Raw genomic sequence first — 23422 nt, 5'->3', positions numbered from 1 at the left:
TCGGCGCGGCTCAGCCGTCCAGCGGCAGGCCCAGCAGGGCGTTCTCGACGACCTCCGCGAGCGCGGGGTGGATCCAGTACTGGCCGCGTGCCACCTCCTGCACGGTCTGGCCGAGGCTCGCCGCCTGGATGAGCGGCTGGATGATGCTGGAGGCCTGGGTGCCGACCATGTGCGCCGCGAGGATCCGGCCGTCGGGGGAGGCGTGCACCGTGAGCAGCCCCGTCTCGTCCTCGAGCGCCCAGCCGTAGGCGACGTCCCCGACCTTCTGGGTGTACGAGACGTACGGCGTGCCGTCGTGCTCGAGCTCTGCGGTCGTGGGGCCGAACGACGCCACCTGGGGGTGGCCGAACACGGCGTGCGGTACCGGGCCGAGGTCGTTGCTGCGCGGGGGGCCGTCGACGCGGCCGAGGTCGACGGCCAGGTTGTGCGCCACGATCCGGGCCTCGTGGTTGGCGACGTGCTTGAGCTGCCACGGCGAGCTGATGTCACCGAGGGCCCAGACGCCCTCGGCCGTCGTCCGCTGCTGCGCGTCGACCACGACCCGCCCGTCGGGGTGGGTCTCGATGCCGGCGTTCCAGACGTCGAGGAGGTCGTCGTTGGGGCGCCGGCCGACGGCGAGCAGGACGGTCTCGGTGTCGAGGACGTCCTCGCCGTCCGGCCCGAGGAGGGTGGCCCGCCATCCGTCGCCCGCGGGCTCGAGGGCCGTGACGGTGCTCTCGAGCCGCACGTCGTACCGGGCGCAGGCGATCTCGCTGTACCGCTGTGAGATGTGCTCCTCCTCGGCCATGAGCAGCCGTGGCGAGCGCTGCACCTGCACCACCTCGACACCGAGGCCGTCGAAGACGTGGGCCATCTCGCAGGCGACGAAGCCGCCGCCGACGACGAGCATCCGGCGCGGCAGGGACCCCATCCGCATCACGGTGTCCGAGGTGTGGATGCCGCGGTCGGGGTCGGCCTCCCGGAGATGGTCCAGGGGCAGCCCGACGGCCCGGCTGCCGGCGGCGACGACGACGCGGTCCGCCGTCACCTCCTCGCCGGTGTCGAGGGCCAGCCGCCGCTCGCCGACGAAGCGAGCCCGGGTGCGGTAGAGGGTGACGTGCTCCTGGCCCTCCCGGTACTCCTCGCCGCCGTCGGAGATGGGGTCGATGCGCCCGAAGACCCGGTCGCGGATCGCCGGCCAGTCGACCGTGGGCGTGGTGAAGGTGACCCCGAGCCGGTGGCTGTCGGCGGCGTCGACGGCCCGGTCGGCGGGCAGGACGAACATCTTCGTCGGGATGCAGCCGACGTTGAGGCAGGTGCCGCCGAACGTGCCCTTCTCGACGATGGCGACGTCGAGACCCTCGAGCTCCGGGGTCAGGAGCGAGTTGCCCGAGCCGCTGCCGATGATGACGAGGTCGTGGTGGGGCATGCGGCCAGCGTAGGCGGCACGTCCGTCGTCCACAGGTGCCGGCCCGGGCCCCGGATGTCCACAGGTCCGGTGTCCGCGGTGGTGCCGGACGGCCCGCCCGGGATGGGCTGGGGTCTCACGACGAAGGGGGTACCGACGGTGGACGACATGGTGGACCTCGCGCGGCTCGCGGCACGGCTCCGGGCGGCGCGCGAGGAGGTGGAGGCGAGGCGGGCCGTGCTCGGGCGGTACGCCCTCGTGTGGTGGGAGGGCATGGCCGCGGACCGGTACCGGGAGCTGGTCGACGAGCGGCGTGCGGCGCTCGCCCGCACGGCGGACGAGCTCGGCCGGCTCGCGGAGGACGTCGACGCCCTCCTGGTCGCCGCCCGCCTCGACGCCGCGTCATGACCCGCGTCTCCGTCCGATCCGAGGCGCTGCACGCCGTCTCGCTCCGGCTCGGTGGCAGCGCCGACGCGGTACGGCTCGAAGCGGAGGCCCTGAGCGGCGCGGCGGCGCGATGCCCGGCGCGGGGCGTGCTCGTCGCCGGACGGGCCCTCTGGCTCGCCGGGCCGGCCGGGCTCTGGGGGGACGCGCTCGCGCTCGACACCCTCGCGGCGCGGCTCGGGCTCGCTGCCCGCGCCTACGAAGAGGTCGAGGACGCGGCCTCGGCGGTGCTCGCCGGGGTGCGTCTCGGGGCGGACGCCGCATCCCGCGGTGGCCTCCTGACCGACGGCGAGGCGCCGGTCGCCGTACGGCCCGTCGAGCCGGCCCCGGTGCCGGCGACACTCGGGGGGCCGGCCGACCTCGTCGCACTCGGGCACGGGCTGGACGGCGGGAGGGTACGGGTGGTGGAGGTCGCGGCACCGGACGGTGGCCCGGCCTGGGTCGTCGTCGTCCCGGGCACCCAGGAGTGGTCGCCGCGGCCGGGCACCAACCCGTACGACCTCACGAGCGACGTCCGGGCGGTGACCGGCGACGCGACCCTCGCCGCTGCCGGCGCGGCGGCCGCGCTCGACCGGGCGAGGGCCGCCGCGCGCCGGGCAGGACGCGGCGGCCCGGACGACCCCGTGCTCCTCGTCGGGCACAGCCAGGGCGGCATCCATGCCGCGGCGCTCGCCGCCGACCCGGCCTTCACGGCGCGGCACCGCGTCACCCACGTGCTCACCTCGGGGGCACCGGTCGGGGTGTTCCCGGTGCCCGAGGACGTCCGGGTGCTGTCGGTCGAGCACGTCGACGACCCCGTGCCCCGGCTCGACCTCACGCCGAACCCCGCGCGGCCCACCTGGGTCACCGTCCGGGCCGGCGACGGACCCCCGGTCGACACCCGGCGCCACGCCTTGGACCGCTACGTCGAGACGACCCGGGCCGCCCAGGACGCTCCGCGCGGGACCGTGCCGGGCGTCGACGCCTGGGAGGTCTCGTCGGCCGCCTTCCTCCGCCGGCCGGTCCGGGCGGTGACCGAGGTCGTCGTCGAGCGTCCGCTCCCGCCGGCCGGTGGTCGCGGTGGGTGAGGCCGGTCAGGGGGTCTCGGACATCGCCCGCCGCTGCAGCGGGGCGGTGGCCCAGAGCGTGGCCTGCACGAGCGCCACGCCCAACGCGACGGAGCCGAGGATGGTCAGCAGCGACAGCGGCCGGGCGAGCAGCGCCAGACCGGTGAGCGGGAAGAGGACGACCGCGGCGGTCACGGCGGACCCCAGCGTCGTCACGAGCAGCGGGCGGATCACGGCGCGCCGGCGGGCGGACTCGACGACCGACTCCGGGGTGCCCAGGCGGGCCAGGCTGCGGGAGAGCTCGGCGCGGTCCAGGATCGCCGCGGCCTGGGTGACCCCGACCGAGCAGGCGACCATGAGGAACGCACCGACGACGGTGACGACCAGGCCGGTGCGGATGTCGGTGACGAGCATCGCGTCCTCCGCGCTCAGGCTCTCGCGGCTCGCGACGTCGAGGATGCTGACCCCGGCGCCGACGACCACCGCGGCGAAGCTCACGGCCGCCGCCCCGCTGACCTGGCGCCAGGCACCCTTGGGGTCGTCCAGGACCCGCCGGGCCGCGAGCAGGGCGGCGGCCGAGCCGGCGCGGCGGAGTCGTCGTCCGGCGGAGAGCCGGATGACGAACGGGCCGAGGAGGTTCAGCACCCCGATGCCGGCGGCGAACGACAGGCCGAGGCCGACGACGACCACGGTGACCGCGCCGGAGCCGCCGACCACCTGTACGCCCACGCTCGCGGCGGCGACGACCCCGACCGCCACCGCGGCGGGCACCCACCCGGTGCGGGTGGCGTCGGTGCGCAGCCGGACGCCCAGCGGTGTCAGCTGCACCCGGCGCAGCCCGAGCACGGCACTGCCGACGGCGACGAGGGTGACGGCGAGCACCACGCCGGCGGTGGCCGCCCCGGAGAGCCGCATCGACCCGCCGAGCGGAGCCCCGGCGAACCGGACGGCGCCGATGGCCGGAACGAGGAGATGGGCCACGCCGGCCCCGAGCGCCGCGCCGACGAGGGCCAGCACAGCGGCCTCGAGCACCGCCACCGCACTGACCTGGCCGCGGGGGGCGCCGAGCAGCCGCAGCGTCGCGAGCCGGTCGTCCCGGCGCCGGGCCGCCAGGCGGGCGGCGGCCCCGCCGAGACCGAGGAGCGGCATGACGAGGAGGGAGAGTGCGATGCTCGTGAACATCCGGTAGGCGTTGACGACCTGCCCGCCGGTCGTCCACAGCGCGGCCGCCCCGCCGAGGACGACGACGAGCAGTGCCGTCGTCACGGTGAAGGCGACGACCGGCAGCAGGGAGAGCACGAGCCCCGCCCGCGAGGGGCGGGCGACGAGCCAGGCGATCCGGAGCGTCTTCACCGGCCGTCCTCCCGGCCGGACTGTGAGGTGGTCGGTGGGGCTGTCGGCGGGGCGGATGGCGAGACTGTCGGCGGGGCGGATGGCTGGGTGTACGGCGAGGGGGACGGTGAGGCGCTCCGGTCGGCGGCGACGACGCCGTCGACCATGTGGACCGTGCGGGCGCAGCGGGCCGCGACCGTCGCGTCGTGTGTCACGAGGACGAGCGTCCGTCCGGTGGCCGTCGTCGCCCCGAGGAGCGCTCCCATGACGTCCGCGGAGGTGTGCGAGTCCAGGGCGCCGGTGGGCTCGTCGGCGAAGATGAGCGGCGCCCCCGTCACGAGCGCCCGCGCGATGGCCACCCGCTGGGCCTGACCGCCCGAGAGCTGGCCGATGCGGCGCTGCTCCATGCCCGCGAGGCCGAGATGGGCCAGCCATCCCGCGGCGAGGCGCTCCGCCTCCCCGCGTGCGGTACCGCCGACCATCAGGGCGAGGGCGACGTTCTCGACCGCCGTGAGCTCGGGGACGAGCAGCCCCTCCTGGAAGACGAAGCCGAACTGGCTCCGGCGCAACGCGCTGCGCCGCGCGTCCGAGAGCGCCGTGACCTCCACGTCGCCGTCGGGCCCCCCGTAGTGCACGACGCCCTCGTCGGGGGTCGCGATCCCCGCGAGGCAGTGCAGCAGCGTCGTCTTGCCGCTGCCGCTCGCACCCATGATGGCCACCGAGTCGCCGGGGCGGACGGCGAGCGACGCCCCGGCCAGCGCGGTCGTCAGCCCGTACCGCTTGACCAGCCCGTCGGCGGTGACGACCGCTGCCGCTCCGGGTCGTCCGCGGGTGTGCTCCGGGGGAGGGGAGTGCTCCGGGGTCATGGCCTCCAGCCTGCTCCCCGACCCGGTGCCGTCGCCATCGGGGTCGTTCCCAGGCCTGCTCGGGTCGTGCCCGCGCGTGCCCAGGGCTGTCCGGTCGTGCTCGGGGCTGCACGGTCGTGTCCGGAGCTGCCCGGTCGTGCCCGGGCCGCCCTCCGGCCGGGGTGGCAGAATCCGCGGCTGTGAACCCGTCCAGCGCGCTCGCGACCGTGCTCGTCGACGAGCTCGTGCGCGGTGGCGTCCGCGACGTCGTCCTGGCACCGGGGTCGCGGTCGGCGCCGCTCGCCTACGCGGCGCTCGCCGCCGAGGCCGCCGGGCGGGTCCGCCTGCACGTCCGGGTCGACGAGCGGTCGGCGGGGTTCCTCGCGCTCGGGTTGGCGAAGGGCTCCGGGCGCCCCGTCCCCGTCGTCACGACGTCGGGGACGGCCGTCGCCAACCTCCACCCGGCCGTGCTCGAGGCCTCGCACGCCGGGGTCCCGGTCGTCGCCCTCTCCGCGGACCGGCCGCACGAGCTGCGCGGCACCGGGGCGAACCAGACGACGGCGCAGCCGGGGCTGTTCGGCGGCGCGACGCGCTTCGAGTGCGACCTGCCCGCGCCCGAGGCCGCACCCGCGGCGGGCGCCGGATGGTGGCGCTCGACCGTGTGCCGCGCCCTGGCGGCGGCACGAGGAGCCACCGGTGGCGCACCGGGGCCCGTCCATCTCGACCTCGCCTTCCGCGACCCGCTCGTGCCGGACGGTGACGACACCCTGCCGGAGCACCTGGCGGGGAGGCCGGACGGTCGGCCGTGGGTCGAGGTGGGTCGGGTGACGACCCGGGCGGACGGCCACGGCATCGCCCACGTGGCCCGCACCCTCGTCGTCGTCGGTGACCTCCCGGCCGGCGCCGACGCCGAGGACGTGCACCACTGGGCGGCCGACCGCGGCCACCCCGTCGTCGCCGAGCCCTTCGGCCCGAAGACGGTCCGCGGGTCGGCCGTGCCGTGCGGGTCCCTCCTGCTCACCGCGACCGACTGGGTCGACGACCACGCCCCCGACCGCGTGCTCGTCGTCGGCCGGCCCACGCTCTCGCGGTCGGTGGCGGCGCTGCTGCGCCGCCCGGGGCTGGTCGTCGAGTCCGTCGCCGGCCCGGGCCCGTGGCCCGACCCCGGACACGTCGCCTCCCGGGTCCACCCGTGGTCCGCGCTGCGACCGGGTGGCCCGCACCGGATCGCCGAGGTGCACCTCGAGACCCCGGAGCGCGACCCCCGGGCCGAGTTCGCCCAGGCCTGGTACGACGCGGGGCTGGCCGTGGCCGACGCGCTGGCCGAGGCGCCCGCCGCGTGGCCGAGCGGCCTGGCCGTCGCCGCGGCCGTGGCCGAGGCGGTGGGGAGGGAGGGCGTCCTGGTCGTCGGGTCCTCGAACCCGGTGCGCGACCTCGACCTCGGCGTGCCCGAGGCCGTGGCCGGGCTCGTCGTCGCGAACCGCGGGCTCGCCGGCATCGACGGCCTCGTCTCGACGGCCGCCGGGATGGCCCTCGGTCTCGGCCGCCCGACCCACGCGCTCGTCGGCGACCTGACGTTCCTGCACGACGCGAACGGCCTGCTCGCCGGCCCGGACGAGCCACGGCCGGACCTCACGGTCGTCGTCGTCAACGACGACGGCGGCGGCATCTTCACGACGCTCGAACCGGGCGAGCCGGAACGGGCCGAGACCTTCGAGCGGGTCTTCGGGACGCCCACGGGTACCGACCTCGCCGCGCTCTGCCGTGCGCACGCGGTCCCGCACACCCTCGCCGGGTCCCGCGAGGAGCTCGTCCGGCTCGTCGGGGAGCCGCCGGCGGGCCTGAGCGTCGTCGAGGTGCGGGTCGACAGGGGAACCCACCGGCAGGCGCACGCGGACCTGCGCGCCCTGGCGGCGGCCGCCCTCAGAAGCTGAGCGCCGCCACGGGCGGGACGTCGGTGGCGAGCGCGCGGCCGAGTGCCGCGACCGCACCCGGCCGGTGCTCCTCCACGAGGCCCTGCCGGGCCATGGCCGCCACCGACCGGCCACCGAGGTAGGCCGAGCCGAGCGCCTGCACCGGGAGCCGGACGTCGGCCGCGGCGTGCGTGCGCTCGCAGCCGCCGTGGCCGTCCACGGTCCGCAGCCGCCGGCGACCGGCGTTCCACGGGCAGCGCTCGTCGACGACGTCGAGCACGAGGTCGAGGTCCGCCACGTACCCGCGCATCCCGAGCGCCGCCCCGACGTCGACGAGCCGTAGCCACAGCGCGTCGTGCACGCGCGCCTTGACGGCCCGTGGGCCCCCGAGCCACCACACGAGCTCGTCCTCCACGGAGTCGGCCGGCAGCGTCACGGTCCCGATGAGGTCGAAGGACACGAGCCGGCGCAGCAGCGCCAGCCGGACGGCCGGGTCGGCGGCCACGAGCTCGGAGCACTCGAGGGTCCCCTGCGGCCGCATGTCCTCCCACTTGTGTGCCCGCTGGACGACCGCGTACCCGACGTCCGCCCCGTCCCGGGTCGCGACGACGAGGCGCGGCCGCTCCCGGCCCCGTTCGGCGCGCGGGTCGGGCTGGAACCGCCGCCGGGTGTGCGCCTCGGTGAGCGCGACCGCCCCGACCTGCCCGGCTGCGACGGCCGCCTGGACCCGGTGGACGCGGTCGGCCGTGTCGTCCCCGCGGCCGGGCACGACCGTCGTGCGGACGTCGCCGGGGTCGACCCCCGGGGCCGTGACCTCCGCGCCGCCGCCGACCTCGACGTGCACCCCGAACGAGGCCTGGCCGTATCCGAAGCGCCCGTAGATGCCGAGCTCGGAGGCGTGCAGCGCGGCGAGGGCGTACCCCTGCTCGTGGACGTCGGCGAGGTGATGGCCGAGCATCGCGGTGAGCACCCCGGTGCGGCGGGCGTCCGGGTGGACGCCGACCCAGGCGAGCCCGGCGCAGGGCGCCGGCGCCGGGCCCTGCGGGCCGGGGACGGTGAGCCGGTGGTCGTACCAGGCGAACACGCCGGCGAAGGGCGGCTCCCCGGTGCGGCTCGCGGCGAACCGGCGGGACGGGTCGAGCCCGCCGCTCGGGTCGGCGCCGGTCGGGTCCGGCTCGTCGAACCACACGACGTCGTCGACGGCGTCGAACGCACCCGACGTCTCCGGCGTGACCGCGACGACGCGGTACGGGCTGTCCTCGTCCATCCCGCCATCGTCGCCGACCGCGACGCCCGGCGGCCACCGCCTTTCCCCCCGATGCCCGGGCGGGCCCCGGACGTTGCGAGAATCCTCCCGTGTCCGACACCCCCACCCGCACCGACGTCCTCGTCGTCGGCGCCGGGCCCGCCGGAGCCGCCGCCGCGGCCTGGGTGGCCCGGTCCGGACGCGACGTCGTCCTCGCCGACGCCGCCGTCTTCCCGCGCGACAAGACCTGTGGGGACGGCCTGACGCCCCGCGCGGTCGCCGAGCTCGACGGGCTCGGCCTCGGCGACTGGGTGCGCGGGCACACCGTGAACCGCGGGCTGCGCGCGCACGGGTTCGGCCAGACCCTGCACCTGCCCTGGCCCGGGGGCAGCCTGCCCGACCACGGCTCCGCTGTCCCGCGCACCGAGCTCGACGCCCGGATCCGCCAGGAGGCGCTCGACAGCGGCGCCACGGGGATCGAGGGCGCCAAGGCCGTCGACGCGACGGTCGAGTCCGGTCGGGTCCGCTCCGTCACGTTCCGCGGGGCCGACGGCGCGATCTCCGAGATCGCGTGCGAACGGCTCGTCGTCGCCGACGGCGTGCGCTCGGGACTCGGCAAGGTGCTGGGCCGGGAGTGGCACCAGGACACCGTCTACGCCGTGGCGGGGCGCTGCTACGTCGACTCCGACCGCGCCGACGACCCGTGGATCAGCAGCCACCTCGAGCTCCGCGGCGACGCGGGGGAGGCGCTGCCCGGCTACGGCTGGATCTTCCCGCTCGGCGGCGGTCAGGTGAACGTCGGCGTCGGCACGCTGGCCACGACCCGCCGCCCCGCCGCGATCGCCGTCAAGCCGCTCATGCGCCGCTACACCGAGGAGCGCCGGGCCGGGTTCGGGCTGCGCGGCGAGCCCCGGATGCCGACGAGCGCGCTGCTGCCGATGGGTGGTGCGGTGAGCGGGGTCGCCGGCCCGAACTGGGCCCTCGTCGGGGACGCCGCCGCGTGCGTGAACCCGCTCAACGGTGAGGGCATCGACTACGGGCTCGAGACGGGCCGGCTCGTCGCCGACCACCTCGACGACGACCTGTCGCGGGTCTGGCCGGCCTTGCTGCGGGAGCACTACGGCGAGGCCTTCTCCATCGCGCGGCGCCTCGCGGGGGTCTTCACGGTGCCGCGCACGCTCGCCGCGCTCGGCCCGGCCGGGATGCGCAGCGACTGGCTGATGACGCTCGCGCTGCGCTGGATGGGCAACCTCGTGACCGACGAGGACCGCGACACCGCCGCCCGGGTGTGGCGCTGGGCCGGGCGACGCTCCGTGGCGGTGGACGTCCGCCCGCCGTTCAGCTGACGGCGGTCAGGGCGTCGCGCATCGGGACGAGCTTGGCCGAGGACTCGGCGAGCTCGTCGTCCGGGTCGGAGCCCGCGACGATCCCGCACCCCGCGAAGATCCGCATCCGGGCCGGGTCGGCGGGGTCGACCGCGCCGCAGCGCAGCGCGATGCCCCACTCGCCGTCTCCGTCGGCGTCGATCCAGCCGACCGGGCCGGCGTACCGGCCGCGGTCCATGTGCTCGAGCTCGGCGATGACGGCGTCGGCCTCGGCCCGCGGCGTGCCGCACACCGCGGCCGACGGATGGAGCGCCGCGGCGAGGGTCAGTGACGACGTGGCGTCGGCGAGCACCCCCGTGACGTCGGTGGCGAGGTGCATGACGTTCGACAGGTGCAGCACGAACGGCGTCTCCGGCACGTTCATCGACGAGCAGTGCGGCGCGAGGGCGTCGGCGACCGACCGCACGGCGTACTCGTGCTCCTCGAGGTCCTTGCTCGAGCGGGCGAGGGAGGCGGCGAGCGCGAGGTCGTGGGCGTCGTCCCCGGTGGGCCGGATCGTCCCGGCGAGCACCCGCGAGGTGACGAGCCCCTTCTCGCGGCGGACGAGGAGCTCGGGAGTGGCTCCGACGAGGCCGTCCACCGCGAACACCCACGTCGTGTCGTAGCGCTCGGCGAGCCGGCGCAGCAGCCAGCGGACGTCGAGCGCGTCGCGGGCCGAGACCTCGAGGTCGCGCGCCAGGACCACCTTGTCGAGCGTCCCCGCGGTGATCCGCCCGACGGCCGTCGCGACGGCGGAGGCCCACGCCGCGGGGGAGAGCGCGCCGTCGGCGAACGCGACGTCCGCCGGGCGCTCCGGGTCGTCCTGCCGCCGGACGACTGCGGTGCCGGGGACGGCCGCGACCGCGGGGTCGGCCGACACGGTGGTCAGCCAGGCCCGGTCCCCGCGGCGTCCGACGACGACCTCGGGGACGACGAGCGTCCCGCCGGTCGCCGACCCCGCGGCGTACGCGACCGAGCCGAACGCGACCGGTCCGGTGCCCGGGAGGTCGACCTCGTCCCGGACGACGGCCGACCCGACGAGGCCACGCCACCAGCGCTCGAGCGCGGTGAACCGCTCCGGTCCGTGGGCCGTGTGTGAGGCCACCCGGCCCCAGCCGACGACGCCCTCGCCGCGGCGCACCCAGGAGCACGGGGCGGCAGCGGGTCCGGGAGGCAGGACCGCGAGGAGGTCCTCCGCGAGCGCCGGGTCGAGCGGCACCGTGCGGGCGACGAGGGGGGCGGGCGAGGGATGCGCACCGTCCGCGGGCAGTGAGGTCATCGGGACAGAACGATACGGCGCCGTGCGGGGCACGCCGGAACCAGTGGGAGGATGCCGCCATGTCCCGTGCCTCGCTCGAGAAGGACCCCCAGGACGTCGCCGCGATGTTCGACGACGTCGCCGACCGCTACGACGTCACCAACGACGTGCTCTCGCTCGGCCAGGACCGGCTGTGGCGGCGCGCCGTCGTCGCCGCCTGCGCCGCCGAGCCGGGCGAGCGCGTCCTCGACATCGCCGCGGGCACCGGGACGAGCAGCGAGCCGTTCGCCGACTCCGGCGTCGACGTCGTCCCCGCCGACTTCAGCCTCGGGATGCTGCACGTCGGCCACCGGCGGCGCAGCGACCTCCCCTTCACGGCGGCGGACGCGATGCGGCTGCCGTTCGCGGACGCCTCCTTCGACGTCGTGACGATGTCCTTCGGGCTGCGCAACGTCGCCGACGTGGACGCCGCCCTGCGCGAGTTCCTCCGGGTCACCCGGCCCGGCGGCCGGCTCGTCGTCTGCGAGTTCAGCACCCCGACGAACGCCGCGTTCCGCACGGTCTACAGCAACTACCTCGTGCGCTCGCTGCCGGCGATCGCCCGCCGGGTGAGCTCCGACCCCGAGTCCTACGTCTACCTCGCGGAGTCCATCGGGGCCTGGCCGGACCAGCGCGCGCTCGGCGAGCGCGTCGCGGCGGCCGGCTGGGTGGGGGTGCAGTGGCGCGACCTCAGCGGCGGGGTCGTCGCGCTGCACCGCGCGACGAAGCCGGCCGTCGAGGGTTAGGGAGACCTAAGTGAAAGCGCGGTCGGCGCCGTCCTAGACTCGGGCCGTTCGTGAAGACGTTCACAAGCAGCAGAGGACCTGGTGACCGACACAGCCCGTGCGCCACGGCGCACCGACGCCGGGGCGGCGACGCCTCTGGATGCGACGTCCGTCACTCCCCCTAGGATGGCGAAGAAGTCGTCCGTGCGCCTGTCGGTCGTCACCCACCTGACGCAGTCGAGCAGCGAAAGGGGAGTCAGCCCGCGATGAGCAACCCCTACGTCCCCCTCCTCGTCCTCCTGGCGCTCGGCTTCGGCTTCGCGGCGCTGTCGGTGGGCACCAGCCTGGTCGTCGGCCCCAAGCGCTACAACCGCGCCAAGCTCGAGGCCTACGAGTGCGGCATCCAGCCCACGCCGCGGGCCCAGGGCGGTGGGCGTGTGCCGATCAAGTACTTCCTCACGGCGATGCTCTTCATCATCTTCGACATCGAGTCGGTGTTCCTCTACCCGTTCGCCGTCGCCTTCGACCAGCTGGGCCTGTTCGCGCTCGTCGAGATGGTCCTCTTCATCGTCACGGTGTTCGTCGCCTACGCCTACGTCTGGAAGCGGGGTGGTCTCGAGTGGGACTGAGCACCGTCACCGTGTCCGCCCCGACCGCCGAGGAGGCCTGATGGGACTCGAGGAGAAGCTGCCCGCCGGGTTCGTCCTCACGACGCTCGAAAACGTCGCCGGGTACATGCGCAAGGCGTCGATCTGGCCGGCCACCTTCGGGCTCGCGTGCTGCGCCATCGAGATGATGGCCGTCGGCACCCCCGACTACGACATCGCCCGGTTCGGGATGGAGCGGTTCTCCGCCACCCCGCGCCAGGCCGACCTCATGATCGTCGCCGGGCGGGTCAGCCAGAAGATGGCGCCGGTCGTCCGCCAGGTCTACGACCAGATGCCGAACCCCAAGTGGGTCATCTCCATGGGCGTCTGCGCCTCGTCGGGCGGGATGTTCAACAACTACGCGATCGTCCAGGGCGTCGACCATGTCATCCCCGTCGACATCTACCTGCCGGGCTGTCCGCCACGGCCCGAGATGCTGCTCAACGCGATCATCGAGCTCCACGAGCAGATCCAGGGCAGCAAGCTCGGCGTCAACCGCGTCGCCGCGGCCCGGGCCGCCGAGCAGGCCGCGCTGCGCGCCACGCCCACCTCGCAGATGGCCCCGACCCACGACCACTTCGCGCACATCGCGGCGCCGGCCGGGAAGAACCTCCTCGGATGAGCGACGACGGCACCGACGACGCGACGGACGACGCCACCCACCTCGAGAGCGGTGAGGGCGCACCGGTCCCCGACAAGGAGACCGACAGCCCGCAGACGCGCACCGACGACGACCCGCGGGCCGTCGACACCGCGCAGCACACCGGGGGCGGCCGGGTCGCCGAGCTCTCCGCCGAGGACCTCGAGCCGGTGAAGATCGGCGAGCGGCGCGGGATGTTCGGCGCCACCCGCGGGCAGGACACCTCCGGCTACGGCGGGCTCGTCACCCCGACCCTCCTGCCGGGCGCCACCCCTCGCCCCTACGGCTCCTACTACGACGAGGTCGCCGACCGGCTCGGCGCCGCGCTCGACGCGTCGGTCGGCTACGAGGCCGCGGTCGAGCGCGTGGTCGTCGACCGCGGCGAGATGACCGTCTTCGTCGCCCGCGAGCACCTGGCCACCGTGGCCCGGGTGCTGCGCGACGACCCCGCGCTGCGCTTCGAGATGTGCATGGGCGTCTCCGGCACCCACTACCCGGGCGAGGAGGGTCGCGAGCTCCACGCGGTGTACCCCTTGCTGTCCATCACGCACGGCAGCCGGCGCGTGCGCCTGGAGGTCACCTGCCCCGACGACGACCCGCACGTCCCGTCGGTCGTCGACGTCTGGCCGGGCAACGACTGGCACGAGCGCGAGACCTGGGACATGTTCGGCATCGTCTTCGACGGCCACCCCGCGCTGACCCGCATCCTCATGCCGGACGACTGGCCGGGCCACCCGCAGCGCAAGGACTACCCGCTCGGCGGCATCCCCGTCGAGTACAAGGGCGGCGTCGTCCCGCCGCCCGACGAGCGGAGGGCGTACAGCTGATGACGACCCACGACGACACGATCTACGACGACTCCGCCCCGAGCCCGGGCCTGGACGAGGACCTCCCCGGCGCCGACCCCTACGGCGCGAGCGTCGACGACGACACCGAGGGCGCCGCCGTCTTCACCGTCTCCGGCGGCGACTGGAACGACCTCGTCGACGAGGCCACGGCCCTCCACGAGGAGCGCATCGTCGTCAACATGGGCCCGCAGCACCCGTCGACCCACGGCGTGCTCCGGCTCATCCTCGAGCTCGACGGCGAGACCGTCACCGAGGCCCGGGCGGGGATCGGCTACCTCCACACCGGCATCGAGAAGAACATGGAGTTCCGCACCTGGACGCAGGGCGTGACGTTCTGCACCCGGATGGACTACCTCACCCCGATGTTCCAGGAGGCGGCCTACTGCCTCTCGGTCGAGAAGCTGCTCGGCGTCACCGACCGCATCCCGGAGCGCGCCTCGATCATCCGCGTGATGATGATGGAGCTCACCCGCGTCAACTCCCACCTCGTCGCCATCGGCACCGGTGGCATGGAGATGGGCGCCACGACGGTCATGACGATCGGCTTCCGCGAGCGCGAGCGCATCCTGCGGGTCTTCGAGGCCATCACCGGCCTGCGGATGAACAACGCCTACATCCGCCCCGGCGGCGTCGCCCAGGACGTCCCGCACGGTGCGGTCGACCTCGTCCGCGGCACCGTCACCGAGCTGCGCCGCGGCCTCGGCGAGCTCGAGAAGCTGCTCAACGAGAACCCCCTGCTCAAGGGGCGCACCGTGGGCGTCGGCTACCTCGACCTCACCGGGTGCACGGCGCTCGGCATCACCGGTCCGGTGCTCCGGTCCACCGGCCTGCCGCACGACCTGCGCAAATCCGACCCGTACTGCGGGTACGAGACCTACGACTTCGAGGTCGTCACCCGCACCGGCTGCGACGCCTACGACCGCCTGCGCATCCGCATCGACGAGATGTACGAGTCGCTGAAGATCGTCCAGCAGTGCCTGGACCGTCTCCAGCGCACCGAGGGCCAGCCGGTCATGGTCGAGGACAAGAAGATCGCCTGGCCGGCCCAGCTCGCCATCGGCGGCGACGGCCAGGGCAACAGCCTCGAGCACATCCGCGAGATCATGGGCACCTCGATGGAGGCGCTCATCCACCACTTCAAGCTCGTCACCGAGGGCTTCCGCGTCCCGCCGGGCCAGGCGTACGTCGCCGTGGAGTCCGCCAAGGGCGAGCTCGGCTGCCACACCGTCTCCGACGGCGGCACCCGCCCGTACCGGGCACACTTCCGCGACCCGAGCTTCAACAACCTCCAGGCCGTGGCCGCGATGTGCGAGGGCTCGCAGGTCGCCGACGTCATCGTCGCCGTGGCCTCCATCGACCCCGTCATGGGAGGTGTCGACCGCTGATGGCCGGTGACTTCGGTCTGCAGTCCGCTTCCGGTCACCTCACGGTGCCCGAGGAGAGCAAGCAGCGCTACCCCGCCGACGTCGAGGCGCAGTTCCGCGCCGACGCCGCGCAGGTCATCGCGCGCTACCCGCAGAAGCGCTCGGCGCTCCTGCCTCTGCTCCACCTCGTCCAGTCCGTCGACGGCTACGTGACCGGCCGGGGCATCGACCTCTGCGCCGAGCTCCTCGACCTCACGACCGCCGAGGTCTCCGGCGTCGCGACGTTCTACACCCAGTACAAGCGCCACCCCAACGGCGAGTACACGGTCGGGGTCTGCACGAACACCCTGTGCGCGATCATGGGCGGCGACGAGATCTGGGACGCCGTCTCCGAGCACCTCGGCATCGGCCATGACGAGACGACCGAGGACGGCACGATCACCCTCGAGCGCGTCGAGTGCAACGCCGCGTGCGACTACGCGCCGGTGGTCATGGCGAACTGGGAGTTCTTCGACAACCAGACGCCCGAGAGCACCATGCAGCTCGTCGACGACCTCCGCGACGGCAAGCCCGTCGCGCCCACCCGTGGTCCGAGCCGGGTGTGCTCCTTCAAGGAGGTCAGCCGCACCCTCGCCGGGTTCTCCGACGGGCTCGCGGACGAGGGCGTCGGCGCCGGCCCGGCGAGCCTGGTCGGCCTCGAGCTCGCCAAGCGCAACGGCTGGACCGCCCCCGAGGGCGAGGGCACGACCGGTGGCGGCCGGACCCCGACCGCCGACGCCCCGGGCAGCACCGAGACGACCCCCGCGAGCGACGAGGCCGAGGCCGACCAGGCCGAGCCCGCCGCGACGCGTGACGAGTCCGACGACGCCCCCGGCGAGAAGAGCGCGTCCGACGCCGGCGAGAAGGCTCCGGAGAAGGGCGAGCAGGAGGCCAAGCGCTCCTCCGACGAGCCGTCCGCCGAGCCTCCCGTCGTCTCCACCGGCGACGGCGTGAGCGGGGTGGCCCGGCAGGCCGAGGCCGCCGCCGACACCGTCGACATCGCCCCGGCCCAGGCTGCCGACCTCGACCACCCGAAGGACCGCCTCGCCAACGTCTCGGCGCAGAGCGCGTCCGTCCCGGCCGGTCGGGACGCCGCGCCGGAGGCCACCCTCTTCGACGACGCCGCGCCTCGGGCCGCCGACCGTGGCGACCACGAGGACGCCGGCTTCGGCGACGGCTCGGCGCAGCCGGGCCCGGACGGCCTCGGCCCGCGCGGCTGGGACGTCAAGGGCAACGCCGACTCCATGCTGTTCCACACCCCGGAGTCGCCCTGGTACGGGCGCACCAAGGCCGAGGTGTGGTTCCGGGACGTCGCGGCCGCCGAGGCGGCGGGCTTCACCGACGCACGTGACCGACGCCGCGACGGGAAGGGCTCCTGATGGCCACGACGCTGACCCCGATCCTCACCCGCTCCTGGGACGACCCGCAGTCGTGGACCCTCGAGACCTACCGCCGTGACGGCGGGTACCGGGCGCTCGAGAAGGCCCTGTCGATGGAGGCCGCCGACATCCTCGGTGCGGTCAAGGAGTCCTCGCTGCGCGGGCGCGGCGGCGCCGGCTTCCCCACCGGCATGAAGTGGTCGTTCATGGCCCCGCCGGACGGCGGCCCTCGTTACCTCGTCGTCAACGCCGACGAGTCCGAGCCGGGAACCTGCAAGGACATCCCGCTCATGATGGCCAACCCGCACGTGCTCATCGAGGGCGTCATCATCTCCTCGTACGCCATCGGCTGCGAGCACGCCTTCATCTACCTGCGTGGCGAGGTCGTCCACGTCTACCGGCGCCTCCTGCGCGCCGTCGAGGAGGCCCGCGCGGCCGGCCTGCTCGGCAGCGACGTCAACGGCTCGGGCGTCACCGTGGACATCACCGTCCACGCCGGAGCCGGCGCGTACATCTGCGGCGAGGAGACTGCGCTCCTCGACAGCCTCGAGGGCCGCCGCGGCCAGCCGCGCAGCAAGCCGCCGTTCCCCGGCGCAGCCGGCCTGTACGCCCGCCCCACGTCGGTCAACAACGTCGAGTCCATCGCGTCGGTGCCGGGCATCGTCCTCGAGGGCGTCGACTGGTTCACCGGCATGGGCACCGAGAAGTCCACCGGCTTCGGCATCTTCAGCCTCTCCGGGCACGTGAGGAACCCCGGCCAGTTCGAGGCCCCCCTCGGCATCACGATGCGTGAGCTCGTCGACATGGCCGGCGGGATGCGCGACCCCGACAAGGCGCTGAAGTTCTGGACCCCCGGGGGGTCCTCCACGCCGCTGTTCACGGCCGAGCACCTCGACGTCCCCCTCGACTTCGAGTCGGTCGCCGCCGCCGGCTCCATGCTCGGCACCCGTGCGCTCCAGGTCTTCGACGAGACGGTCTGCGTCGTGCGGGCCGTCGACCGCTGGACCGACTTCTACAAGCACGAGTCCTGCGGCAAGTGCACGCCGTGCCGCGAGGGCACCTGGTGGCTCAAGCAGATCCTCGGCCGGCTCGAGCACGGTGAGGGCGACGAGGCCGACCTCGACAAGCTCCTCGACATCTGCGACAACATCCTCGGCCGCAGCTTCTGCGCCCTCGGTGACGGCGCCACGAGCCCGATCACGAGCTCGATCGAGTACTTCCGTGACGAGTACGTCGCCCACCTCACCCACGGTGGCTGCCCGTTCGACCGGGCCGCGTCCACCCTGTGGGCCAAGGACGGCGACGCGAAGGAGACCGTCTCCGCATGACCGCCACTCCCGAGACCAAGGCCCCGGCCGACCTCGTCACCCTGACGATCGACGGCCTCGAGGTGTCGGTGCCCAAGGGCACCCTCATCATCCGGGCCGCCGAGCACGCCGGGATCGACATCCCGCGCTTCTGCGACCACCCGGGCCTTGACCCGGTGGGTGCCTGCCGGCAGTGCCTCGTCGAGGTCTGGATGCCCGGGCGTCCGGGGCCGGACGGCACGCCCGGTGAGCCGACCCAGATGCAGGGCCCGCCCGGGCGGATGAAGCCGCAGGCGTCGTGCACGATGACCGTCGCCGACGGGATGATCGTCAAGACGCAGTACACGTCCGAGGGTGCCGACAAGGCGCAGAAGGGCGTCATGGAGCTCCTGCTCATCAACCACCCGCTCGACTGCCCGGTCTGCGACAAGGGCGGCGAGTGCCCGCTGCAGAACCAGGCGATGAGCAACGGCCGGGGCACCTCGCGCTTCGAGGACGTCAAGCGCACCTACCCCAAGCCGGTCAACATCAGCAGCCAGGTGCTCCTCGACCGCGAGCGCTGCGTCCTGTGCGCCCGCTGCACCCGCTTCTCCGACCAGGTCGCCGGCGACCCCTTCATCGCGCTCGTCGAGCGCGGGGCCCTGCAGCAGGTCGGCATCTACGAGGAGAAGCCGTTCGAGTCCTACTTCTCCGGCAACACCGTCCAGATCTGTCCGGTCGGTGCGCTCACGGGCTCGGCCTACCGCTTCCGCTCCCGCCCCTTCGACCTCGTGTCAACCCCGAGCGTGTGCGAGCACTGCGCCAGCGGCTGCGCCCAGCGCACCGACCACCGGCGCGGCGGCGTCCTGCGCCGGATGGCCCAGGCCGACCCGGCGGTCAACGAGGACTGGAACTGCGACAAGGGCCGCTGGGCGTTCACCTACACCCAGGTCGGCGACCGCATCGAGCTCCCCATGGTCCGCGGTGAGGACGGGCAGCTGCGCGTCGCGTCCTGGCCCGAGGCCCTGCAGCGCGCCGCGGCGGGTCTCGCCGGGACCGCCGCGGGCGTGCTCGTCGGGGGCCGGGTCAGCGCCGAGGACGCCTACGCGTACGGCAAGTTCGCCCGCGGGGTGCTCGGCACGAACGACGTCGACTTCCGGGCCCGTCCGCACTCGGCGGAGGAGGCCGACTTCCTCGCCGCGCACGTCGTCGGCACCGGCCCGGCCGGCTCCGACACGCAGGGCGAGGCGGTCACCTACGCCGACCTCCAGGCGGCCAAGGCCGTCGTCCTCGTCGGCTTCGAGCCCGAGGACGAGAGCCCGATCGTCTTCCTCCGGCTGCGCAAGGCCTACCGCAAGAACGCCACCCGCGTCTTCGGGGTCTCGGCGGTCGCCACCCGCGGCCTGGCGAAGATGGGCGGCACACTCATCCCCACCGCGCCCGGCACCGAGCCGGAGATCCTGCGGGCCCTCGCCGCCGGCTCGGGCACCGACACCGTCGAGGCCGCCGCCGAGGCCCTGCGCGACGGTGGGGTCGTCCTCGTCGGGGAGCGGCTCGCGTCCGTCCCCGGCGCCCTGTCCGCGGCGCTCGCCCTCGCCGAGTCCACCGGGGCCCGGCTCGCCTGGGTCCCGCGGCGGGCCGGTGAGCGGGGGGCGCTCGAGGCCGGTGCGCTGCCCACCCTCCTGCCCGGTGGCCGACCCGTCGCCGAGGCCGAGGCCCGCAGCCAGGTCTCGTCGGTCTGGGAGATCGCCGGTCTGCCCGACACCCCCGGCCGGGACACCGCCGGCATCGTCGCGGCAGCCGCCGCGGGCGAGCTCGGCGCCCTCGTCGTCGGCGGGGTCGACCCGGCCGACCTCGGGGTCCCCGGCACGGAGGACGCCCTCCGGGACACCTTCGTCGTCTCGCTCGAGCTGCGCCGCTCGGCCGTCACCGAGGCGGCCGACGTCGTCCTGCCCGTCGCGGCGCACGCCGAGAAGGGCGGCTCGTTCGTCGACTGGGAGGGCCGGGTCCGGCCCTTCGAGACGGCGCTCGACACCGGGTACGTCAGCGACTACCGGGCTCTGGACATGCTCGCCGACGAGATGGGCCACTTCCTGGGCACCCGGACGCTACGCGAGGTCCGCACCGAGATGCAGACCCTCGGGCCCTGGGTGGGGCCGCGCCCGGCCGGTCCGTCCGTCGAAGCCGGCGAGGTCCCCGAGCTCACCGAGGGCACCCTGGTCCTCGCCACCTGGCGGCACCTCCTCGACCGCGGGTCGCTCCAGGACGGCGAGCCGTACCTCGCCGGGACCGCGCCGCAGCCGGTCGCCCGGGTGTCGGCCACGACCGCCGCCGCCCTGGGCGTCGCCGACGGCGACCCCATCACGGTCCGCGCCGAGCAGGCCACCGTGACCGCACCCGTCGTCGTCACCGAGATGGCCGACAACGTCGTGTGGCTCCCCACGAACTCGGACGGCTGCGACCTGCGGGCCACGCTCGCCGGGGCGCCCGGCACGCTCGTCTCCGTCACCAAGGAGGGTGAGTCATGAGCAGCAGCACCGCCGCCGTGGTCCTGCCGGACCTCGTCTCGCTGGCCGGGGCCGACAACCCCCGGGCCGACTTCTCCGACACCCCGTTCTGGCTGACCGTCGTCAAGGCGCTCATCGTCTTCGTCTACCTGCTCGTCTCGACGCTGCTCGTCATCTGGTTCGAGCGCCGCGTCATCGGGCGGATGCAGCAGCGCCCGGGCCCCAACCGCAACGGCCCGTTCGGGCTCCTCCAGACCCTCGCCGACGGCATGAAGGCGATGCTCAAGGAGGACGTCCGTCCCAAGGCCGCGGACGCGTTCGTCTACACCCTCGCGCCGATCATCACGGCGACCATGTGCTTCGTCGCGTTCTCGATCATCCCGCTCGCGGGCGAGGTCTCGATGTTCGGGCACACCACGCCGTTCCAGCTCACCGACACCCCGGTCGCGGTGCTGCTCGTCCTCGCGGTCGCCGGCGTCGGCATCTACGGCGTCGTCCTCGCCGGCTGGTCCTCGGGCTCCACCTACCCGCTCATGGGCGGCCTGCGCAGCTCGGCGCAGATGATCTCCTACGAGATCGCGATGGGCCTCTCGCTCGTCGCCGTCTTCCTGTACGCCGGCTCGATGTCGACCTCGCAGATCGTCCTCGCGCAGAGCGACCTCTGGTTCGTCGTCCCGGCGTTCTTCAGCTTCTTCGTCTACCTCGTGACGATGGTCGGCGAGACCAACCGGCTCCCGTTCGACCTCGCGGAGGGCGAGGGCGAGCTCACCGGTGGCTTCCACACCGAGTACGGCTCGATGCGGTTCGCGATGTTCTTCCTCGGCGAGTACATCAACATGTTCACCGTCGCCGCGCTCGCCACGACGATGTTCCTCGGCGGCCCGCTCGCGCCCCCGCCGATCTCGATGATCAACGACGGCATGTTCAACGAGGGCTGGTGGGGCCTGCTCTGGTTCACCGCCAAGCTGTGGATGTTCATGTTCGTCTTCGTCTGGCTGCGCGGCTCGCTGCCCCGGGTCCGCTACGACCAGTTCATGCGCTTCGGGTGGAAGTTCCTCATCCCCGCCACGCTCGGCTGGGTCGTCCTCGTCGCCTTCTTCCGGGCGGGCCAGAACGGCTGGCTCGACTGGTTCGGCGACGTCACGGTGGCCGGCCGGGTCTTCCCGGGCAGCTCGCTGCTGCTCGTCGGGGTGATCGCCGTGCTGGCCCTCGTCGGCGGCTGGCTGTGGGACTCGCGGGCCGAGCGCCAGGAAGCCGCCGCCCACCCGGAGGTCCCCGACGAGATCGACCCCTACGCCGGTGGGCACCCCGTGCCACCGATGCCGGGCCAGCGCCTGCGCGAGCCCTCGCTCGCCGCGCCGGCCCTGACCGCCGGATCCGAGACCACGGAGGATGCCCGTGCCTGACGAGCAGAGGAAGTCCGGCTTTCTCTCCGACCTGTTCGCCCCGGTCGCCGGCTTCGGGGTGACCTTCTCGACGATGTTCCGCAAGGTCATCACCGAGGAGTACCCCGAGGAGAAGCGCCCGACCCAACCCCGGTTCCACGGCCGCCACCAGCTGAACCGGCACCCGGACGGTCTCGAGAAGTGCGTCGGCTGCGAGCTGTGCGCCTGGGCCTGCCCCGCCGACGCGATCCTCGTCGAGGGCGCCACGAACGACGACTCGGGCGACGGCTCCGGCCGGTTCAGCCCGGGCGAGCGCTACGGCCTCGTCTACCAGATCAACTACCTGCGGTGCATCTTCTGCGGGCTGTGCATCGAGGCCTGCCCCACCCGGGCGCTGACCATGACGAACGAGTACGAGCTCGCCGACGACAACCGCGCCGACCTCATCTACACCAAGGACCAGCTGCTCGCGCCGCTCCAGTCGGGCATGCTCCGTCCGCCCTTCCCGATGGCCGACGGCATGGAGGAGCGCGACTACTACCTCGGCAAGGTGACCGAGGCGACCGACCACCAGCGCGACGTCGTCTCCGCCCGGACCGCACCTGCCGACGACGCGGAGGTGACCTCGTGACCGGCACCGGCGAAGAGGTGATGTTCTGGGTCCTCGCGCCCCTGGCCGTCGTCGGCGCCCTCGGTCTCGTCTTCGCGAAGAAGGCGGTCCACGCCGCGCTCGGCATGGCCCTGACGATGATCATCCTCGGCGTGTTCTACATCGCCCAGGACGCCGACTTCCTCGGGGTCATCCAGATCTTCGTCTACACCGGCGCCGTCATGATGCTGTTCCTCTTCGTGCTCATGCTCATCGGCGTCGACTCCAGCGACAGCCTCGTCGAGACCCTCACGGGTCAGCGGTGGGCCACCGCCGTCCTCGCTCTCGGCCTCGGTGGCTTCCTCGCCGCCGGCATCGGCCGGGTCACGTGGGGCGAGCCGGCCGGGCTCGAGCAGGTCAACGCCGAGACCGGCAACGTCTCCGGTGTCGCCGAGCTGATCTTCGGCCGCTACGTGTGGGTCTTCGAGATCACCAGCGCCCTCCTCATCACGGCGGCGCTCGGCGCCATGGTGCTCGCCCACCGCGAGCGTCTCGGCAAGGGCCCGAACCAGAAGGAGTGGAGCAAGCGGCGCTTCCGCGAGGGCGAGCACCTCGCCGGGCTGCCGGCCCCCGGGGTCTACGCGCGGCACAACGCCGTCGACACGCCCGCGCTGCTGCCCGACGGCACCCCGTCCGACCTCTCCGTCTCCCGCGTCCTCACCGCCCGCGAGCAGAACGTCTCACCGGAGCTGTGGGTCGAGGAGGAGCGCGAGGTCGAGCGTGAGGTCCAGGAGGGCGGCGAGCGATGAGCCTGGTCAACTACGTCTACCTGGCGACGGTCCTCTTCGTCATCGGCGGGGCCGTCGTGCTCACCCGGCGCAACGCGATCATCGTCTTCATGGGTGTCGAGCTCATGCTCAACGCCGCGAACCTCGTCTTCGTGACGTTCGCGCGGATGCACGGAAACCTCGACGGCCAGGTCCTCGCCCTCTTCGTCATGGTCGTCGCGGCGGCCGAGGTCGTCGTGGGGCTCGCGATCATCATGGCGATCTTCCGGTCCCGCCGGTCGGCCTCGGTCGACGACGCGAACCTGCTGAAGCTGTAAGGAGCACTGGTGCATTCACTTCTCACCGTCGACG

At 74.0% G+C, this 23422-nt stretch carries 20 protein-coding genes and 1 pseudogene; 16 read left to right on the top strand and 5 right to left on the bottom strand.

Features of this window, described 5'->3' with window-relative positions:
• Window positions 1-10: 10 nt before the first annotated feature.
• Window positions 11-1408 carry a mycothione reductase gene (locus tag JQN72_RS11875; RefSeq protein ID WP_204135401.1) on the bottom strand — a complete coding sequence of 466 codons (1398 nt, stop codon included), beginning with the start codon at window positions 1406-1408 and terminating at the stop codon, window positions 11-13.
• Window positions 1409-1462: 54 nt separating this feature from the next.
• Here JQN72_RS11875 and JQN72_RS11870 point away from each other — a divergent pair, with 54 nt between their 5' ends.
• Together JQN72_RS11870 and JQN72_RS11865 are read left to right on the top strand one after the other, a co-directional pair.
• Entirely contained in the window at window positions 1463-1795 is a 333-nt protein-coding gene (locus JQN72_RS11870; RefSeq protein WP_204135400.1) for a hypothetical protein, read from the top strand.
• A complete protein-coding gene (locus tag JQN72_RS11865) occupies window positions 1792-2898 on the top strand; it encodes a hypothetical protein (RefSeq protein WP_204135399.1) in 1107 nt (368 codons plus the stop codon). The genes JQN72_RS11870 and JQN72_RS11865 overlap by 4 nt, the downstream gene beginning before the upstream one ends.
• A 6-nt stretch (window positions 2899-2904) precedes the next feature.
• On the opposite strand, the gene JQN72_RS11860 is transcribed toward JQN72_RS11865, so the two are convergent.
• Window positions 2905-4230: an FtsX-like permease family protein gene (locus JQN72_RS11860; protein WP_204135398.1), complete on the bottom strand. Its 1326-nt coding sequence runs from the start codon at window positions 4228-4230 to the stop codon at window positions 2905-2907.
• Entirely contained in the window at window positions 4227-5075 is an 849-nt protein-coding gene (locus JQN72_RS11855) for an ABC transporter ATP-binding protein (protein ID WP_204135397.1), read from the bottom strand. The genes JQN72_RS11860 and JQN72_RS11855 overlap by 4 nt, the downstream gene beginning before the upstream one ends.
• Window positions 5076-5254: 179 nt before the next feature.
• Between JQN72_RS11855 and menD the strand changes: the two genes are divergently transcribed.
• Window positions 5255-6988, top strand: coding sequence for a 2-succinyl-5-enolpyruvyl-6-hydroxy-3-cyclohexene-1-carboxylic-acid synthase (menD, locus tag JQN72_RS11850; RefSeq protein WP_307812641.1), 1734 nt, complete (start codon window positions 5255-5257; stop codon window positions 6986-6988).
• Here menD and eis read toward each other — a convergent pair.
• On the bottom strand, window positions 6978-8234 hold the full coding sequence (eis, locus tag JQN72_RS11845) for an enhanced intracellular survival protein Eis (protein ID WP_204135395.1): 1257 nt from the start codon (window positions 8232-8234) through the stop codon (window positions 6978-6980). The genes menD and eis overlap by 11 nt on opposite strands.
• A gap of 89 nt (window positions 8235-8323) precedes the next feature.
• On the opposite strand from eis, the gene JQN72_RS11840 reads away from it, so the two are divergent.
• The gene (locus tag JQN72_RS11840; RefSeq protein WP_204135394.1) at window positions 8324-9559 is read left to right on the top strand and encodes a geranylgeranyl reductase family protein; all 1236 of its coding nucleotides are present in this window, start codon (window positions 8324-8326) and stop codon (window positions 9557-9559) included.
• Here JQN72_RS11840 and JQN72_RS11835 read toward each other — a convergent pair.
• A complete protein-coding gene (locus JQN72_RS11835; protein ID WP_204135393.1) occupies window positions 9552-10856 on the bottom strand; it encodes an isochorismate synthase MenF in 1305 nt (434 codons plus the stop codon). The two genes, JQN72_RS11840 and JQN72_RS11835, sit on opposite strands and share 8 nt — an antisense overlap.
• A 59-nt stretch (window positions 10857-10915) precedes the next feature.
• On the opposite strand from JQN72_RS11835, the gene JQN72_RS11830 reads away from it, so the two are divergent.
• From JQN72_RS11830 to nuoK, 12 genes and pseudogenes are all read left to right on the top strand, one after another.
• Window positions 10916-11620, top strand: coding sequence for a demethylmenaquinone methyltransferase (locus JQN72_RS11830; protein ID WP_204135392.1), 705 nt, complete (start codon window positions 10916-10918; stop codon window positions 11618-11620).
• A gap of 245 nt (window positions 11621-11865) precedes the next feature.
• Window positions 11866-12228 (top strand): NADH-quinone oxidoreductase subunit A, encoded by a 363-nt coding sequence (locus tag JQN72_RS11825; protein ID WP_204135391.1) that lies wholly within the window; start codon window positions 11866-11868, stop codon window positions 12226-12228.
• A 40-nt stretch (window positions 12229-12268) separates the two neighbouring features.
• Entirely contained in the window at window positions 12269-12868 is a 600-nt protein-coding gene (locus JQN72_RS11820; RefSeq protein ID WP_204135390.1) for an NADH-quinone oxidoreductase subunit B family protein, read from the top strand.
• Window positions 12865-13713 (top strand): NADH-quinone oxidoreductase subunit C, encoded by an 849-nt coding sequence (locus JQN72_RS11815; RefSeq protein ID WP_204135389.1) that lies wholly within the window; start codon window positions 12865-12867, stop codon window positions 13711-13713. Before JQN72_RS11820 ends, JQN72_RS11815 begins: the two co-directional genes overlap by 4 nt.
• Entirely contained in the window at window positions 13713-15119 is a 1407-nt protein-coding gene (locus tag JQN72_RS11810) for an NADH-quinone oxidoreductase subunit D (RefSeq protein WP_204135388.1), read from the top strand. Before JQN72_RS11815 ends, JQN72_RS11810 begins: the two co-directional genes overlap by 1 nt.
• Window positions 15119-15976 (top strand): annotated as a pseudogene (gene nuoE, locus JQN72_RS11805) (NADH-quinone oxidoreductase subunit NuoE); the annotation flags it as partial. The gene JQN72_RS11810 and the pseudogene nuoE, both read left to right, overlap by 1 nt.
• A gap of 539 nt (window positions 15977-16515) precedes the next feature.
• Entirely contained in the window at window positions 16516-17844 is a 1329-nt protein-coding gene (gene nuoF / locus JQN72_RS11800; RefSeq protein ID WP_204135387.1) for an NADH-quinone oxidoreductase subunit NuoF, read from the top strand.
• Entirely contained in the window at window positions 17841-20330 is a 2490-nt protein-coding gene (locus tag JQN72_RS11795) for an NADH-quinone oxidoreductase subunit G (RefSeq protein WP_204135386.1), read from the top strand. The genes nuoF and JQN72_RS11795 overlap by 4 nt, the downstream gene beginning before the upstream one ends.
• Window positions 20327-21715 (top strand): NADH-quinone oxidoreductase subunit NuoH, encoded by a 1389-nt coding sequence (gene nuoH / locus JQN72_RS11790; RefSeq protein WP_204135385.1) that lies wholly within the window; start codon window positions 20327-20329, stop codon window positions 21713-21715. Before JQN72_RS11795 ends, nuoH begins: the two co-directional genes overlap by 4 nt.
• Window positions 21708-22325, top strand: a complete 618-nt coding sequence (gene nuoI / locus JQN72_RS11785) for an NADH-quinone oxidoreductase subunit NuoI (RefSeq protein WP_307812640.1) — start codon at window positions 21708-21710, stop codon at window positions 22323-22325. The genes nuoH and nuoI overlap by 8 nt, the downstream gene beginning before the upstream one ends.
• On the top strand, window positions 22322-23092 hold the full coding sequence (locus tag JQN72_RS11780) for an NADH-quinone oxidoreductase subunit J (protein WP_204135383.1): 771 nt from the start codon (window positions 22322-22324) through the stop codon (window positions 23090-23092). The genes nuoI and JQN72_RS11780 overlap by 4 nt, the downstream gene beginning before the upstream one ends.
• On the top strand, window positions 23089-23388 hold the full coding sequence (gene nuoK / locus JQN72_RS11775; RefSeq protein ID WP_128365597.1) for an NADH-quinone oxidoreductase subunit NuoK: 300 nt from the start codon (window positions 23089-23091) through the stop codon (window positions 23386-23388). Before JQN72_RS11780 ends, nuoK begins: the two co-directional genes overlap by 4 nt.
• The last annotated feature ends 34 nt before the right edge of the window (window positions 23389-23422 follow it).

The sequence above is a fragment of the Phycicoccus sp. CSK15P-2 genome (genome assembly GCF_016888005.1).
Lineage (GTDB): Bacteria > Actinomycetota > Actinomycetes > Actinomycetales > Dermatophilaceae > Phycicoccus.
This window is presented reverse-complemented; position numbering and strand designations above follow the sequence as displayed.